This window comes from Novosphingobium fluoreni, assembly GCF_014196615.1.
Taxonomy (GTDB): Bacteria; Pseudomonadota; Alphaproteobacteria; order Sphingomonadales; family Sphingomonadaceae; genus Novosphingobium; species Novosphingobium fluoreni.
The window spans coordinates 36,766-51,120 of record NZ_JACIDY010000001.1 but is presented as its reverse complement, the minus strand read 5'-3'; the positions used below and the strand labels follow the sequence as shown (position 1 = coordinate 51,120).

At 65.2% G+C, this 14,355-nt stretch carries 15 protein-coding genes; 13 read left to right on the top strand and 2 right to left on the bottom strand.

Annotation, left to right across the window (positions count from 1 at the left end; genetic code table 11):
• Window positions 1-5 precede the first annotated feature (5 nt).
• The 7 genes from glgA to GGR39_RS00190 all read left to right on the top strand — a co-directional run bounded on the left by glgA (window position 6) and on the right by GGR39_RS00190 (window position 6,504).
• Window positions 6-1,481: a glycogen synthase GlgA gene (gene glgA, locus GGR39_RS00215; RefSeq protein ID WP_183615386.1), complete on the top strand. Its 1,476-nt coding sequence runs from the start codon at window positions 6-8 to the stop codon at window positions 1,479-1,481.
• Window positions 1,478-3,271 carry a glycogen debranching protein GlgX gene (glgX, locus tag GGR39_RS00210; protein ID WP_343055738.1) on the top strand — a complete coding sequence of 598 codons (1,794 nt, stop codon included), beginning with the start codon at window positions 1,478-1,480 and terminating at the stop codon, window positions 3,269-3,271. Before glgA ends, glgX begins: the two co-directional genes overlap by 4 nt.
• Before the next feature lie 226 nt (window positions 3,272-3,497).
• Entirely contained in the window at window positions 3,498-4,568 is a 1,071-nt protein-coding gene (locus GGR39_RS00205) for a hypothetical protein (RefSeq protein WP_183615384.1), read from the top strand.
• A 193-nt stretch (window positions 4,569-4,761) separates the two neighbouring features.
• Complete coding sequence (locus GGR39_RS17360; RefSeq protein ID WP_281374408.1) at window positions 4,762-4,893, top strand: hypothetical protein; 132 nt, start codon at window positions 4,762-4,764, stop codon at window positions 4,891-4,893.
• 24 nt (window positions 4,894-4,917) lie between these two features.
• Window positions 4,918-5,469 (top strand): DUF2975 domain-containing protein, encoded by a 552-nt coding sequence (locus tag GGR39_RS00200; RefSeq protein ID WP_183615383.1) that lies wholly within the window; start codon window positions 4,918-4,920, stop codon window positions 5,467-5,469.
• The gene (locus tag GGR39_RS00195; RefSeq protein ID WP_058735038.1) at window positions 5,469-5,732 is read left to right on the top strand and encodes a helix-turn-helix domain-containing protein; all 264 of its coding nucleotides are present in this window, start codon (window positions 5,469-5,471) and stop codon (window positions 5,730-5,732) included. The genes GGR39_RS00200 and GGR39_RS00195 overlap by 1 nt, the downstream gene beginning before the upstream one ends.
• Window positions 5,733-5,871: 139 nt before the next feature.
• A complete protein-coding gene (locus GGR39_RS00190) occupies window positions 5,872-6,504 on the top strand; it encodes an Ntn hydrolase family protein (RefSeq protein WP_183615382.1) in 633 nt (210 codons plus the stop codon).
• Between the two features lie 35 nt (window positions 6,505-6,539).
• Here the strand turns inward: GGR39_RS00190 and GGR39_RS17440 are convergent, their stop codons facing one another.
• Entirely contained in the window at window positions 6,540-7,613 is a 1,074-nt protein-coding gene (locus tag GGR39_RS17440; protein ID WP_183615381.1) for a diguanylate cyclase, read from the bottom strand.
• A gap of 416 nt (window positions 7,614-8,029) precedes the next feature.
• Here GGR39_RS17440 and rplJ point away from each other — a divergent pair, with 416 nt between their 5' ends.
• The 3 genes from rplJ to GGR39_RS00170 all read left to right on the top strand — a co-directional run bounded on the left by rplJ (window position 8,030) and on the right by GGR39_RS00170 (window position 9,906).
• Entirely contained in the window at window positions 8,030-8,545 is a 516-nt protein-coding gene (gene rplJ / locus GGR39_RS00180) for a 50S ribosomal protein L10 (protein WP_058735040.1), read from the top strand.
• Window positions 8,546-8,626: 81 nt separating this feature from the next.
• Window positions 8,627-9,004, top strand: a complete 378-nt coding sequence (rplL, locus tag GGR39_RS00175; RefSeq protein ID WP_058735041.1) for a 50S ribosomal protein L7/L12 — start codon at window positions 8,627-8,629, stop codon at window positions 9,002-9,004.
• 323 nt (window positions 9,005-9,327) lie between these two features.
• Complete coding sequence (locus tag GGR39_RS00170) at window positions 9,328-9,906, top strand: hypothetical protein (RefSeq protein ID WP_183615380.1); 579 nt, start codon at window positions 9,328-9,330, stop codon at window positions 9,904-9,906.
• Window positions 9,907-9,984: 78 nt separating this feature from the next.
• On the opposite strand, the gene GGR39_RS00165 is transcribed toward GGR39_RS00170, so the two are convergent.
• Window positions 9,985-10,374 carry a c-type cytochrome gene (locus GGR39_RS00165; protein ID WP_183615379.1) on the bottom strand — a complete coding sequence of 130 codons (390 nt, stop codon included), beginning with the start codon at window positions 10,372-10,374 and terminating at the stop codon, window positions 9,985-9,987.
• A gap of 181 nt (window positions 10,375-10,555) precedes the next feature.
• Between GGR39_RS00165 and GGR39_RS00160 the strand changes: the two genes are divergently transcribed.
• The 3 genes from GGR39_RS00160 to groL all read left to right on the top strand — a co-directional run bounded on the left by GGR39_RS00160 (window position 10,556) and on the right by groL (window position 14,083).
• Window positions 10,556-11,962, top strand: a complete 1,407-nt coding sequence (locus GGR39_RS00160; protein WP_183615378.1) for an MATE family efflux transporter — start codon at window positions 10,556-10,558, stop codon at window positions 11,960-11,962.
• Between the two features lie 139 nt (window positions 11,963-12,101).
• The gene (groES, locus tag GGR39_RS00155; protein ID WP_058735044.1) at window positions 12,102-12,389 is read left to right on the top strand and encodes a co-chaperone GroES; all 288 of its coding nucleotides are present in this window, start codon (window positions 12,102-12,104) and stop codon (window positions 12,387-12,389) included.
• A gap of 47 nt (window positions 12,390-12,436) precedes the next feature.
• Window positions 12,437-14,083, top strand: coding sequence for a chaperonin GroEL (gene groL / locus GGR39_RS00150; protein ID WP_183615377.1), 1,647 nt, complete (start codon window positions 12,437-12,439; stop codon window positions 14,081-14,083).
• The last annotated feature ends 272 nt before the right edge of the window (window positions 14,084-14,355 follow it).

Here is a 14,355-nt window from a genome sequence, read left to right as displayed (position 1 = left end):
TGTCCATGCCATTGAGAGTCCTTTCGGTCACGTCCGAGGCGGTGCCGCTCGTGAAGACGGGTGGGCTCGCCGATGTCGCAGGTGCGCTGCCTGCCGCCGTCGCGCCGCATGGCGTGGAGGTGACGACGCTGCTGCCCGGCTATCCGCAAGTGCTGGCAAGGCTAGGCCGCAAGCGCGTGGTCCACACCTGGGATAGCTTGCTGGGCGAACCGGCGCGACTGCTGGGCGGAATGCTGGGCGATTCCCCGCTGGTGGTGCTGGATGCGCCCAGCTTGTTCGTGCGCGATGGCAGCCCCTATCTCGACCCGGCCGGGCGGGACTGGAGCGATAACTGGCTGCGCTTCGCCGCGCTGGGCCGCGCCGCCGCCGATCTCGCCGCCGGTGCGATGGTGGTGCGCGGCAAGCGGCGCCAGTTCGATGTGCTGCACGCGCATGACTGGCAGGCGGCGATGGCCCCTGCCTACCTCCACTGGGGCATGCCTCCCGAAGCGCCGCTGGTTCCTTCGGTGATGACGATCCACAACATCGCCTTCCAGGGCTGGCAGGGTGCGGAGATATTCCCCCGGCTGGGCCTGCCGCGTGAGGCGTGGTCGGTCGACGGCGTGGAATATCACGGCGGCATCAGCATGTTGAAGGCGGGCCTCGTCACCGCCAGCGCGATCACAACGGTCAGCCCGACCTACGCGCAGGAAATTCGCACGGAAGAGTTCGGCATGGGTTTGCAGGGCCTGATGGTCGCACGCAGTCGCGATCTTTCCGGCATTCTCAATGGGATCGACGCCGCCACCTGGAACCCGGAAAGCGATCCACTGATTGCCAAGAACTACACCGCGCGCACCCTGTCGCGCAAAGTGGCGAACAAGCGCGCGCTGGAGGCCGAATTCGGGCTGGAGCCGGGCAAGGGGCCGCGTGCGGGCGGCCCGCTGTTCGTCGTGATCACGCGGCTGACCTGGCAGAAGGGCGTAGACGTGCTGCTGGAGGCGATCGACCATCTCGTTGGCCTGGGCGGGCGGCTGGCGCTGCTGGGTTCGGGCGATGCCGATATGGAGGCGCGCTTTCATGAAGCGGCGGCGCGCCATCCGGGTCGGGTCGCGGTGAAGATCGGCTATGACGAGGGGCTATCCCACCGGATGCAGGCGGGCGGCGATGCGATCCTGGTGCCCTCGCGGTTCGAGCCTTGCGGGCTGACGCAGCTTTATGGCCTCGCTTACGGTTGCGTGCCGGTGGTGGCGCGCACGGGGGGCCTGGCGGACACGGTGATCGACGCGAACCCCGCCGCTCTCGCTGCCGGAGTGGCGACCGGCGTGCAGCACGGGGCGGTCTCTTACGAAAGCCTCGTCGCCGCGCTATCGCGCACTGCAACGCTCTATGGTCGCCCGGAGGAATGGGTTCGGCTGCAGCGCAATGGCATGGCGGCGGACTTTTCGTGGAACGCCAGCGGGCAGGCTTACGTCGAGTTGTACCGCTCGCTCAGCCGGTGAGCGACCGCCTCGGCGCATGGGTGGAGGCAGGCGAGACCCACTTCGCCGTGCGCAGTCCGCTCGCGTCGCAAGTGTGGCTGTGCCTGTTCGCCGATGAGAATGGGGGCGGAGCGGAAACGCGCCACGCGATGCGCCGCGATGGCGAGGTATGGCGGCTGGAACTGCCGGTTGACCTGACCGGCAGCCGCTACGGTTTGCGCGCGGCCGGTGAGTGGGTGCCGGAGCATGGTCTCTGGTTCGATCCGGCGAAGCTGCTGGTGGATCCTTACGCACAGGAACTGGACCGCCGCTTCGTGCAGCACCCGTCGCTGGCGCAGTATGGCGCGGACACGGCGGGTATCGTCCCCAAGGGAATCGTGCCTGGGCCGCATCGCCCGGTCGACACCGCCCCGCCCGACATCCGTGGCGGCCTCGTCTATGAAATCAACGTGCGCGGGTTCACCATGCTTCACCCTGATGTGCCCGAGGCGCAGCGTGGCACGGTGGCGGCCTTGGCGCAGCCTGCGGTGCTGGCGCACCTCAGGAAGCTGCATGTCACGGCGGTGGAACTGATGCCGATCGTCGCCTGGATCGATGAGCGGCACTTGCCGCCGCTCGGCCTGTGCAACGCCTGGGGCTACAATCCGGTGGCGCTGATGGCGCTGGACCCGGGCTTGTGCCCCGGCGGCGTGGAGGAACTGCGCGAAACGGTGGCGGCGTTGCACGCCGAAGGGATCGCCGTGATCCTCGACCTGGTGTTCAACCACACCGGTGAAAGCGATACGCAGGGCGGCGTCCTGTCCCTGCGCGGGCTGGATGACGCGGCTTATGCCAAGGGCCCCGACGGCGCGCTGATCAACGATGCCGGCACCGGCAACACGTTGGACTTCGCGAACCCGTGGGTCCGGCGGCTGACGCTGGATGCCATGCGGCACTTCGTGTCGGCTTGCGGGGTGGACGGCTTCCGCTTCGACCTTGCCACCGTGCTGGCGCGCGGCCCCGGCTTTTCCCCGCAAGCGCCGATCTTCGCCCAGATCGCCGCCGATCCGCTGCTGGCCAACCGCATCCTGATCGCCGAACCGTGGGACGTGGGGCCGGGAGGTTACCAACTGGGAGCGTTCCCGCCCCACTGGCTGGAATGGAACGACCGTTTCCGGGACGATGTACGCCGCTTCTGGCGGGGCGACGGCAGCATCGGCGCGCTGGCCACGCGGCTGGCGGGATCATCGGATGTCTTCGGTGCAGACTGCCGCTCGATAAACTTCCTCGCCGCGCACGATGGTTTCACCCTGGCCGACATGCTCGCCTATGCCGAGCGGCACAACCACGCCAACGGCGAGGACAACCGGGACGGCCACGGTGAGAACTTCTCGTGGAACAACGGCGTCGAAGGGCCCAGCGATGACCCCGCCCTGCTGGCAAGGCGGCAAGCAGCCGCGCGGGCCCTGCTGGGCACGCTGTTCGCGTCCACCGGTACCGTGATGCTGACGGCGGGGGACGAGTTCGGCCGCTCGCAACAAGGCAACAACAACGCCTACGCGCAGGATAACCCGGTGACCTGGGTCGACTGGGCGGGCCGCGATCTGGCGTTGGAGGACTATGTCGCCGGCTTGGCGCGATGGCGGGCCGAGCGGCGCAAGTGGTTCACGCAATTTCCGCAAGCCGGGCAGTGGCTGTCGCGGCACGGCCCAATGACGGTGGCGGACTGGGAGGCAGCGGGGGCGGGCTATGTGGCCTACCGATCGGATGATCCTGCCCGGCCTTATGGCTTTGAGGTTGATCGTGAGGCTTCTTCGTTACAGCTACGATAGAATGGCTGATCACGGGTTTTAAATCTTCCCGAGAAAAGCGAGGAGAAAATTGTTTTCTTTTAAATGAACTTGAGATTAATGCGAATATAATGTCAGTTGAATGCCAAAAGTTAGGATGGATTGCGCGGAAAACAGCATACTTGCGTAGGTTATCAACTCAGCTCATCGTCTGTTTTAAGTCATTCTATCCCGTATTTTGATATTTATGCTGTAACCGATCAGTAGAATGCGCATTCTGCTTGGCATGGCACAGACATTCACTCGTTCGTTCAGCGCCACTGCAGCGATTGCCGCTGTTCTCGCGCTTGGTTCCACTTCCGCCTCGGCTCAGGAAGCCGCGCCGGTCATTGATATTGCGCCGCCTGCCGCTTCGGCCCCTGCACAGCCGGCAACTACGCCGATGGCGTCGCCGATTCAGGCGGCACCGGCCTCGGTTCCGGCCCCGGCAACAGCGTCTGCCACGACCGGCGCCCCCGCGATCTCGGTTGATCCGGTGACTGCGACCGACACGGCTGCGGCTCCGGCGGCGACCAACACCACCGCCGCCTCGTCGGAACCGGCAGCGACGGCTGGTTCGGCACGCAGCACGCGTTCGGCGACCCCGCAGGCTGATGCGCGTGAAACCGCTCGCACCTCCACCGCCACGCCTGCCGTTGCGGCGGCTGCCGCGCCTGCGGCGGCGGCTGATACCGCCCCTGCGCTCCCCGCAAAGGCTTCGAGCGCCAACATCCTCAACGACACGCCGACGCGTGCCGTGGAGCCGGCCCCGGCACCCCAGGCTGATCCCGCCACCCCGGCGCAGGACGGCATCCCCGGCGTCGCGATCGCCGGCCTGCTGGGCTTGCTGGGCATCGGCGCTGCCGGGTTCGCTGCTACGCGTTCGCGCCGCCGCCGCGTGGAAACGGACGAGCAGGTTGCTGCCGAACCGGCCTTCGTCGCCACCGAAAGGGCTGAGGCCCCGCGTGAGGAGTCCACTCCGGCCTATGTCGCCGCCCCCGTGGTCACTGCGCGACCCAACCGCACTTTCGCCACTCCGACCGCCGCTTCGGCAATGACCAGAGCGCCGGCGAACGCAGAGGAGCGCGCGGCTATGCTGGAGCGTATGGTGGATGCGGCGCCGGATGAAGCAAACCCCTTCACCTCGCGCCAGGCCCGCCGCAAGCGCGCCCGTCTGATCCTGCAGCGCCTGGAGGCGGAGGGCCATCGCGAGGCTCCGTTCGATTTCCGCTCTTATCAGTCGTCGACGGCCAAGCCCTCAACGCCTGCCCCCGTTAAGTCGCCGCTCGTCACGGCCTAACGGGTCCTTCCTTCCTGACGCAATCGGGCGGCTTCCCACGCGGAAGCCGCCCTTTTTTTATGTTGAAAGCCGACGGCAAAACGTGGCCAACCGATCTTCGATAAGGGGAATATCGTTTTTCGATATTATCGTTTGACGATGCGGCGGAATGGCATTATTGAATATCGATATTAGCCGTATCGGAGAACAGACAATGACACACGCTACACCCCGCGCCTTCGCCCCATTCCTCGCACTCGGCCTGGCCGCCATGCTGTGGAGCCAGACTGCTGCGCCGATGAACCATGTGGTGCGGCCCGCCGCCACCACCCCGGTCCTGATGTAATCCGCGAAGTTGGAGGGAAAACCGATGAACGCCATCACCCGCGATCCGCTGCTCGCCGTTGCCAAGGGGCTGCTGTGGTTCCTCATGGCCTGCATGCTGGTGGCCGCCGCCGCTTGCGTGGCCGCCGTGCCGCTGCTCTTCATCTTCCAGAGTGAGATTTCCATCGAGCTGGCGAAGGAAGCCCATCACTTCTCCCCGCGCGAATTCGTGCCCATCGTCATCGGCCTGCTCGCCGTCGCCACCGTGCTTGTGCTGATCCTGTTCCGCATATTTCAGCTGCTGAAGCGGATCGTGGACACGGTGGGGGCCGGCGATCCGTTCGTACCGATCAACGCCACGCGCCTGACGCAGATGGCATGGCTGACCCTGGGCGTGCAGTTGGCCTCCGCGCTGATCGGCGGGATCGCCACCCTGCTGGATCGCGTGGCGGGAGATGCGCCGCACATCCGAGGCGAGATCCAGGTGGACAGCGGTGTGTCGGGCAATGGCCTGCTGTTGATGCTGATCCTGTTCATCCTGGCCCGGGTGTTCCGCAAGGGCGCGGAAATGCGCGCCGAACTGGAAGGCACCGTGTGATGGCGGCCAAGCCCAAAGCAGATACCGAGACCGAAGACACGGAAGGAACCCGCATCGTGGTGAAGCTGGACGATCTGTTGTACGAACGCCGCATGACCTTGACCGAGCTGGCTGAGCGGATCGGCATCACGCTGGCCAACCTCTCGATCCTGAAGACCGGCAAGGCCAAGGCGATCCGCTTCTCCACGCTGGAGGCGATCTGCCGCGAACTCGGCTGCCAGCCGGGGGACCTGCTGGGGTACGAAGCGCAGGAGGGCAGTTGAACCCGGCGCGTCGTCATCGAGCGCGTCGGCTTGGCCATAGATGCGCTCTATGCCGCTCATCCCGCGTGGGTATCTAGGCTCGCCACGCATTTCGGGGTTCAACCGGCCACCCCCTATCGATCCCGACCGAGGCGCTGCAATGACTGGCCATATCTTCAAGCTTGCCGCCCTTGTCGGTTCGATCATGGTGATGGCGAGCGGCGTGGCGCGGGCCGAGGAGGTTGCGCCGCTGCCGTCTTCGGCCACGCGATCGCCGGAACTGGTCCCGGCGAGCTTCAAGGTACCGACGCGATCGACCGGCCCGGGCTTCAAGCTTGTCCCGCTCGGGCCTGATCTCGCGATGATCGACCATGCCGCCTACATGTCTTCGATCCCGCACTTGCAGGCCACATTCACGCGCAGCAAGAACTGGCCGCATCCCGGCATCTCCGCAGCCGAGGCCATGGCGGACATGAAGGCCGAACAGGCCCGCTTCATTGCTAGCGAATCCTTCGCCTACGCCGTGCTGACGCCGGACGGCAAGCGAGAGAGGGGCTGCGTCTACGTCTCTCCCAGCCCGGTGCCCGGATACGATGCGGTGGTGCGGATGTGGGTGACCCAGGCGGAATACGACGCGGGGTTCGACGCGCGGCTGCAGTCCTGGGTGATGGAATGGGTGCGCCAGGACTGGCCGTTCAGGAACGTCGCTTATCCCGGTCGCACGATTCCCTGGGCTACGTGGGACACGAAGATCGCCGCGACAAAAGCAAAGTCGGCCATAACGGCCCAGTGATTCTCTGATTCGATGATGCGGGCCATGCTACCCGATCAGCAGGTCACCACGCGGTCCCGGCCACTCGCCTTGGCCTGGTACAGCGCATCGTCGGCCCGCTTTACCGCGCGTTGGAAATCGTCGGTGCTGTTGCACATGGTGACCCCGATGCTGACGGTGAAGGGAATCGAAGCCTGCCCCGCACGCACCGGTTCGCGGCGGGCGGCCAGACGCACGGCTTCGGCCAGGCGCTCCGCCTCGTCGATGCACTTGTCTTCCGAGACGATCAGGAACTCCTCGCCGCCCAGGCGCGCCAGCAGCGCGGCACCGCCGATCGTCGCGCTGGCGCGGCCGGTGAAATCGCGCAGCACTTCATCGCCGCAATCATGCCCGAACTGATCGTTGATCACCTTGAAATGATCGAGGTCCACCAGCATCAAGGTTTGCGGAGAGGTGCGGCTGATCATCGCTTCTGCCAGACCCTTGCGGTTCAGCACGCCGGTCAGCGGATCGACGCGCGCGGCGTGGGCGGCCTTCTGGAAATCACGCTCGCCCACCATCGCGATGACCGACAAGGTGAACACGATCGTCATGACGTGATCGACCAGGGCGATCATGATCTCGGCCGAGGTCGGGGTCAGCCAGGTGCCGCGCAGCAGCGCCGGGATCGCGACGCTGGCAGCGATGATATACATCGAATAGGCCGAGATCGCGCGCGGGCAGCGCCAACTCATGCGCGAACGTATCGTATATGTCGCCAGCGCCGCAGCGATGGTGCAGTGCGCCAGCAAGGCCGCGCGGTCCGCCTCCGACCAATCCCATCCCAGGCTGCCCAGCAACAGACAGACGGACAGCGGGGCGAAGGGCAGGAACAGCAGCGGGCGGGTGAAGGGGGGCTTGCCGTCGAACGAACGGAAACCGCCCCAGAACAACAGGATGCCCACTTCGAGGGCGGAGTAACTGGCGCTGCTCCAGATCCAGGTGGGCGGTGCGAAGGGCAGCACAGAGGCGACGACGCCGTAGATCAGCAGTCCGACGCCCCACAGCGCCAGACACTGATCGCGGCGGTCGTGGCTCCAGATCGAAAGGCACATCAGGCCACACGTAAGGTTGACCAATGCATCGGTCACATGCAGCGTCGATAAGTCCACCCAAAACCCCCCGGAATAGCCGCAATAGCGGATTCGGATGGCGGACCATACGGCCACAGGTATGACCAAGTCGTTAGAGCGACTTGACTCTGAAAGGCTTTTTCGCCAAAGGCCCGCGTTGACCGGTCCGGCGAAAGCCATGGCCGTGTCAGCCGTCCGAGACAGTTGGTGGGGGCTTCCCCTTAATTTCCAGCCTAGACGGGGACAGAGAATTCTTTCGGCCCTTCGCTCCTGGCGCGGTGCCGCATCGTGCTTCGGCACGGCTCCTTCCCCATCGAACGGAACTTCTCCTGGTCGCGTCCGCGGCCACGGAGAGCTTGCCGCATTCGCGGTGAGTGAAAAACGTAGCCGGTCGTCACGCGTCAAGCGCGGCGGCCATTGTGAAGGAGTAAGGCATGGATCGTTCGCAGAAAGCCGATTCGGTTGCTTCGCTCAACGCGGTCTTCAACGAGGTCGGCGTGGTGGTCATCACCCGCAATCTCGGCATGTCGGTGGCCCAGTCCACCGCCCTGCGCTTAAAGATCCGCGATGCGGGCGCGACCTACAAGGTGGCGAAGAACAAACTTGCCCAGCTTGCCATCAAGAACACGGACTATGAAGGCATCGACACGATGTTTTCGGGTCCGACGGCGATTGCCACTTCGGTCGATCCCGTCGCTGCCGCCAAGGCAGTCGTGGACTTCGCCAAGACGACCGACAAGATCGAGATCGTCGGCGGTTCGATGGGCACGCATGTTCTGAACGCGGACGGCATCAAGGCGCTCGCCTCGATGCCCTCGCTCGACGAGATGCGTGGCACGCTTATCGGCCTCATCCAGGCACCGGCGACCAAGATCGCCCAGCTCACGGTCGCTCCGGCGTCCAAGCTGGCGCGCGTCTTCAACGCCTACGCCGAGAAGGACGCCGCTTAAGCTTTCAAGCTCAGGCAAAGTTTTCAAGCGATTTGCCCGGCCGCCGCTCGGCGCCGGGTCCACAATTAGGAGTGAAATACCATGGCCGATATCGCCAATCTCGTTGAAGAACTCTCGAAGCTGACCGTTCTCGAGGCCGCTGACCTCGCCAAGGCTCTGGAAGAGGCATGGGGCGTTTCCGCCGCTGCCGCCGTTGCCGTTGCTGGCCCTGCCGGCGGTGGCGCTGCTGCCGAAGCGGTTGAAGAGAAGACCGAATTCGACGTCATCCTGACCGGTGACGGCGGCAAGAAGATCCAGGTCATCAAGGAAGTCCGCGCCATCACGTCGCTGGGTCTCGCCGAAGCCAAGGCTCTGGTCGAGGGCGCCCCCAAGGCGATCAAGGAAGGCGTGAACAAGGCCGAGGCCGAGGAAATCAAGAAGAAGATCGAGGAAGCCGGCGGCACCGTCGAGGTCAAGTAATCGACTTCTTCCGATCCTTCGGATTGGAACAGGAAAGGGCGGTCCTTCGGGGCCGCCCTTTTTCGTATGGGGCAGGCGACCTGGCACAGCCTTCCTTGCGACCACCTTCCTTACAACCAACGGCATCGTCATCCCGGGCCTGACCCGGGATCCCGCTTTTCTTCCGTGACCCCACGAGACAGCGGGGCCCCGGATCAAGTCCGGGGCGACGGAGCATGGTAACCTTCAAGCGGGCTATCGCGCCCCCTTCGTCATCCGCCGTTCAGCTTCGCGGTCGCAGCTTCCCCGTCTCGCATTCGAAGAGTCGAAGGAGTGATCCGCCGATGCGCAAGATTGCCAAGTATTGTTTCGCCGGAGCCGCCGTCGCGCTGCTCGGGGCTGGCGTCGCCCAAGCCGCCACCCAAAAGATCCACGCCATGAACGTCGCTACGCCGGACGGGCAAGTGGTGGAGGTGCGCTATACCGGCGATGTCGCGCCGCAAGTCCAGTTCGTGCCGCCGATGCAGCAGGTCAGCAAGGCCGATCCTTTTGCCGAGATGGAGCGCATCTCGGCCATGATGGACGCGCAGATGCACGCGATGATGCAGCGCGCCGCCGTGACGCAGCAGATCGCCTTGCAGCAGGCGGCATTGGCGCAACAGAGTGGCGGCATCGTCCAGCCCGGCTTCACCATGACCGGGACGCTGCCGCAAGGCGCGCAAGTCAGCTACTTCTCGTCCAGTACGGACACCAACGGTTGCACGCGCACGGTGTCCTACAGCTCTGACGGCAGCAGCGCGCAGCCCAAGGTAACGCAAGCCGCCTCCGACGGGTGCCAGACGGCGACCAGCAGCGCACCCACCCCGGTCAAGGCCGTGGTTCCCGCAAGTCCGCCGAAAGCCGAGCCTGGGCAGAAGGTCTGATCCGGCTCTTCTAGTCCCCCCGCGAGCAGCGGCGCCTTCCCCTCCCCGACACACCTCGGGGGAGCGTCGCTGCTTTTGCTATTTCAGCGTCTTCAGATAATCGACCACGTCCTTGCGCGCGCCTTGGTCGGGAATGCCGAAGACCATCTTGGTGCCGGGCACCATCTGGATCGGTCCCGCCAGCCAGCGGTCTAACGATTTGTCGTCCCACACGATGCCGGACTTCGCCAGCGCCTCGCTATAGGGGTAGCCAGGCAAGGTACCCGCCTTGCGCCCCCAGACGCCTGCCAGGCTGGGTCCCGAACCGCCGCCGCCTGGCCTGATCGAATGGCAGCCTGCGCAAATGGCGAAAGCGGGCGGGGCCTTGCTTGCGCCGCTCGTCTGCCCCTCGCCCCCGGCGTCCGGCTTGCGCGGAGCGCAGGCGGCCAGCGCCAAAAGAGCTAGGGCGACAAGACAGGTTCGGCGCATCGTGATCCTCGTGGCTGGCAAGCCTGCATGCCCCCAGCACAACCGCCCGATCATGTCGAGCGAAGTCACGGCGCAAGGGCATGAAAGCGGCAGGACAGGCCGATTTTCCTTTCCCCTTGCCGCCCCTGCGCCTATCGAACCGTTCCGCCGAGCCTGGCGGCCCGCAACGCATGACCGGACGATGACTGCCGCCCCGATCCTCACCCGCCCCGCACCCGGCCAGTTCCGCACGGAACTGATCGCGACGCTGCGTCTGGCAGGGCCACTGGCGGCGGCCAACATCCTGCAGATGGCGGTGTTCGCCACCGACGTCATGTTCGTTTCGCGCCTGGGGCAGGAGCCTCTGGCGGCGTCCAGCCTGGCCGTGGCGATCTTCGCGGTAATGCTGATGGCGTTCTACGGCCTGACCGGGGCCGTCGCCGCGCTGATCGCGGCGGAGCTGGGCCGCCGCCGCCATGCGGTGCGCGAAGTGCGCCGCTCGGTGCGCATGGCCTTGTGGCTCTGCGTCTTCCTGGGAATCGGCGGCATCGCGGTGTGCTTCAACGGCGAGGCGATGGTGCGCGCCACCGGCCAGACGCCGGTGCTGGCCAAGCTGGCGGGCGATTTCCTGCGTGTCTGCGCGCTCAGCGTGATCCCGATGCTGGTGGTCAACGTCCTGCGCACATTCGTATCTGCCATGGGCCGCCCGATCTTCGCCACCGTGATCACCGCCATAGCGATCGGCGTGAACGCACTGGGCAACTGGGCGCTGGTGTTCGGCCATCTGGGCATGCCGCCGCTGGGGCTGCTGGGCTCACCGCTCGCCAGCTTCATCACCGCGTGTCTGACGGTGCTGGCCTACTGCCTCGCCATCCGCTCGGACCGGAGGCTGCGGCGCATGCATATCTTCGGTCGCTGGTGGCGGCCGGAATGGTCGCGGATGCGCCAGATCGTCGCGCTGGGCCTGCCGATCGCGCTGACCCTGATGGCGGAGGGCGGCCTGTTCAGCTCCGCCGCGTTCCTGATGGGCCGCATCGGTGAGGCGCAACTGGCGGCGCACACGGTGGCGTTGCAGATCGCCTCGATCTTCTTCCAGGTGCCGTTCGGCATCGGCCAGGCCGCGACGATCCGCGTCGGCTATCACTTCGGCGCCCGCGATCGCGAGGCGGTGGGCCGCGCCGGTTGGGCCGCGTTCCTGGTGTGCATGGCCTTCGTCGGCGTGTCCGCCGCCGCCATGCTGCTGGTGCCGCGCCTGATCGTCGCCGCCTATATCGATATCAATGCGCCTGAGAATGCGGCGATGATCGTGTTCGCCATCCAGTACCTTGCCGTGGCCGCTGCATTCCAATTGGTCGACGGCGCGCAGGCGGTGATCGCGGGCGTGCTGCGCGGACTTCAGGATACGCGCATGCCGATGGTGATCGCCGTGGTCAGCTACTGGCTCGCCGGTTTCACCACCGCCTATTGGCTGGGCTTCAACACCCGACTGGAAGGCATCGGCGTGTGGATCGGATTGGCCGTGGGCCTTACCGTCGCGGCGATCCTGCTGCTGATCCGCTGGGTCGGCCGGGCCCGTTTCAACCTTCTGCCGAGCGCGACCTTCGGCTGAGCCGAACCTGTAATTCAAATATCAATTTTTGTTCCCAGTGTGCTTGACGCGGGCACGGCATCGAACCATATCCCGCCCGCTGGCACTCTCGACCTGGGAGTGCCAAGATCTTTCATGTTTACTGGATAGGGAGAATCCCATGGGTTTTCGTCCGCTGCACGACCGTGTTCTCGTGCGCCGCGTAGAGGCTGAAGAAAAGACGGCCGGCGGCATCATCATCCCTGATAGCGCCAAGGAAAAGCCCGCCGAGGGCGAGATCGTCTCCGCCGGCACCGGCGCTCGCGCCGAAAACGGCACGATCACCCCGCTCGACGTCAAGGTCGGCGATCGCGTACTGTTCGGCAAGTGGTCGGGCACCGAGGTGAAGGTCGACGGTGAAGACCTGCTGATCATGAAGGAATCGGACATCCTCGGCGTCATCGCCTGAGATTGATCGCTTCTTCGTATCTCTTTTATAAATAAGGAATTTTGACAATGGCAGCCAAGGACGTACGCTTTTCGCGCGACGCTCGTGAGCGCATTCTCGCTGGTGTGGATATCCTCGCCAACGCCGTGAAGGTCACGCTGGGCCCCAAGGGCCGCAACGTCGTGATCGACAAGAGCTTCGGCGCCCCCCGCATCACCAAGGACGGCGTCACCGTCGCCAAGGAAATCGAACTCAAGGACAAGTTCGAGAACATGGGCGCGCAGATGCTGCGCGAAGTGGCCTCGAAGGCCAACGACAAGGCCGGTGACGGCACCACCACCGCGACCGTGCTGGCCCAGGCCATCGTGCGCGAAGGCATGACCGCCGTCGCCGCCGGCATGAACCCGATGGACCTGAAGCGCGGCATCGATATCGCCGTCACCAAGGTCGTCGAGAACCTGAAGAGCCGGTCGAAGAACGTCTCCGGCTCGTCGGAAATCGCCCAGGTCGGCATCATCTCGGCCAATGGTGACACCGAAGTCGGCGAGAAGATCGCCGAGGCCATGGAAAAGGTCGGCAAGGAAGGCGTCATCACCGTCGAAGAGGCCAAGGGTCTCGAGTTCGAGCTGGACGTCGTCGAAGGCATGCAGTTCGATCGCGGCTACCTGTCGCCCTACTTCGTCACCAACCCCGACAAGATGACCGTCGAGTTGGACAACCCCTACATCCTCATCCACGAGAAGAAGCTGTCGTCGCTCCAGGCGCTGCTGCCGATCCTGGAAGCCGTGGTGCAGTCGGGCCGTCCGCTCCTCATCATCGCCGAGGACATCGAGGGTGAGGCTCTGGCCACGCTCGTCGTCAACAAGCTGCGTGGCGGCCTGAAGATCGCGGCCGTCAAGGCACCGGGCTTCGGCGATCGTCGCAAGGCGATGCTGGGCGATATCGCCACGCTGACCGCTGGCGAGATGATCTCGGAAGACCTGGGCATCAAGCTGGAGAGCGTCACGCTCGGCATGCTGGGTGAAGCCAAGAAGGTCACGATCGACAAGGACAACACGACCATCGTCGATGGCAACGGTTCGGCTGACGAGATCAAGGCCCGCGTTGAGCAGATCCGCTCGCAGATCGAGACCACCAGCAGCGATTACGATCGTGAGAAGCTGCAGGAGCGGCTCGCCAAGCTGGCCGGTGGCGTCGCCGTGATCAAGGTCGGCGGTGCGTCCGAAGTCGAGGTGAAGGAGCGCAAGGATCGCGTCGACGACGCGCTGCACGCCACCCGCGCCGCGGTCGAAGAAGGCATCGTCCCCGGTGGCGGCACGGCTCTGCTGTACGCGACCAAGGCTCTCGAAGGCCTGAAGGGCGCGAACGACGACCAGACCAAGGGCATCGACATCATCCGCCGTGCGATCACTGCTCCGGTGAAGCAGATCGCCACCAACGCGGGTCATGACGGCGCCGTCGTTTCGGGCAACCTCCTGCGCGAGAACGACGAGACCAAGGGCTTCAACGCCGCGACCGACGTCTACGAGAACCTCGTGGCCGCCGGCGTGATCGACCCCACCAAGGTCGTTCGCACCGCGCTGCAGGACGCGGCCTCGGTCGCCGGCCTGCTGATCACCACCGAAGCGGCGATCAGCGACAAGCCCGAAGACAAGCCCGCCATGCCCCCCATGGGCGGCGGCGGCATGGGCGGCATGGGTGACATGGGCTTCTAAGGCCAGTCATTCAGTCCAAGCATACCGAAGGCCGGGGGAGCGATCCCCCGGCCTTTTGCTTTGCTAAGCGCTTCCAGGACGTCGGACTAGAAAGATCGGCTTCAAAGCACGAGACCGCGCGGATCGGCTCCACGCGTGGTGCATGGGCTAGGGTGCGCGGGCTGTGATTGACTCTGCGAGGTCGTGCTCCTATATGCCGACCTCACTCACCGCTTCGAGCAAGACGGATCCAGCGCGGGGATACGTCACGAACAGGAAGCGGTCTGGGTATT

Excerpts from the sequence above, each read along its gene's own strand:
- groL (WP_183615377.1), top strand. The coding sequence starts at position 12,437 with ATGGCAGCCAAGGACGTACGCTTTTCGCGCGACGCTCGTGAGCGCATT.
- GGR39_RS00165 (WP_183615379.1), bottom strand. The coding sequence starts at position 10,374 with ATGCGCCGAACCTGTCTTGTCGCCCTAGCTCTTTTGGCGCTGGCCGCC.
- rplJ (WP_058735040.1), top strand. The coding sequence starts at position 8,030 with ATGGATCGTTCGCAGAAAGCCGATTCGGTTGCTTCGCTCAACGCGGTC.
- GGR39_RS00160 (WP_183615378.1), top strand. The coding sequence starts at position 10,556 with ATGACTGCCGCCCCGATCCTCACCCGCCCCGCACCCGGCCAGTTCCGC.
- glgA (WP_183615386.1), top strand. The coding sequence starts at position 6 with ATGCCATTGAGAGTCCTTTCGGTCACGTCCGAGGCGGTGCCGCTCGTG.
- rplL (WP_058735041.1), top strand. The coding sequence starts at position 8,627 with ATGGCCGATATCGCCAATCTCGTTGAAGAACTCTCGAAGCTGACCGTT.
- GGR39_RS17360 (WP_281374408.1), top strand. The coding sequence starts at position 4,762 with ATGACACACGCTACACCCCGCGCCTTCGCCCCATTCCTCGCACTCGGC.
- GGR39_RS00200 (WP_183615383.1), top strand. The coding sequence starts at position 4,918 with ATGAACGCCATCACCCGCGATCCGCTGCTCGCCGTTGCCAAGGGGCTG.
- groES (WP_058735044.1), top strand. The coding sequence starts at position 12,102 with ATGGGTTTTCGTCCGCTGCACGACCGTGTTCTCGTGCGCCGCGTAGAG.
- GGR39_RS00195 (WP_058735038.1), top strand. The coding sequence starts at position 5,469 with ATGGCGGCCAAGCCCAAAGCAGATACCGAGACCGAAGACACGGAAGGA.
- GGR39_RS00170 (WP_183615380.1), top strand. The coding sequence starts at position 9,328 with ATGCGCAAGATTGCCAAGTATTGTTTCGCCGGAGCCGCCGTCGCGCTG.
- GGR39_RS00205 (WP_183615384.1), top strand. The coding sequence starts at position 3,498 with ATGCGCATTCTGCTTGGCATGGCACAGACATTCACTCGTTCGTTCAGC.
- GGR39_RS00190 (WP_183615382.1), top strand. The coding sequence starts at position 5,872 with ATGACTGGCCATATCTTCAAGCTTGCCGCCCTTGTCGGTTCGATCATG.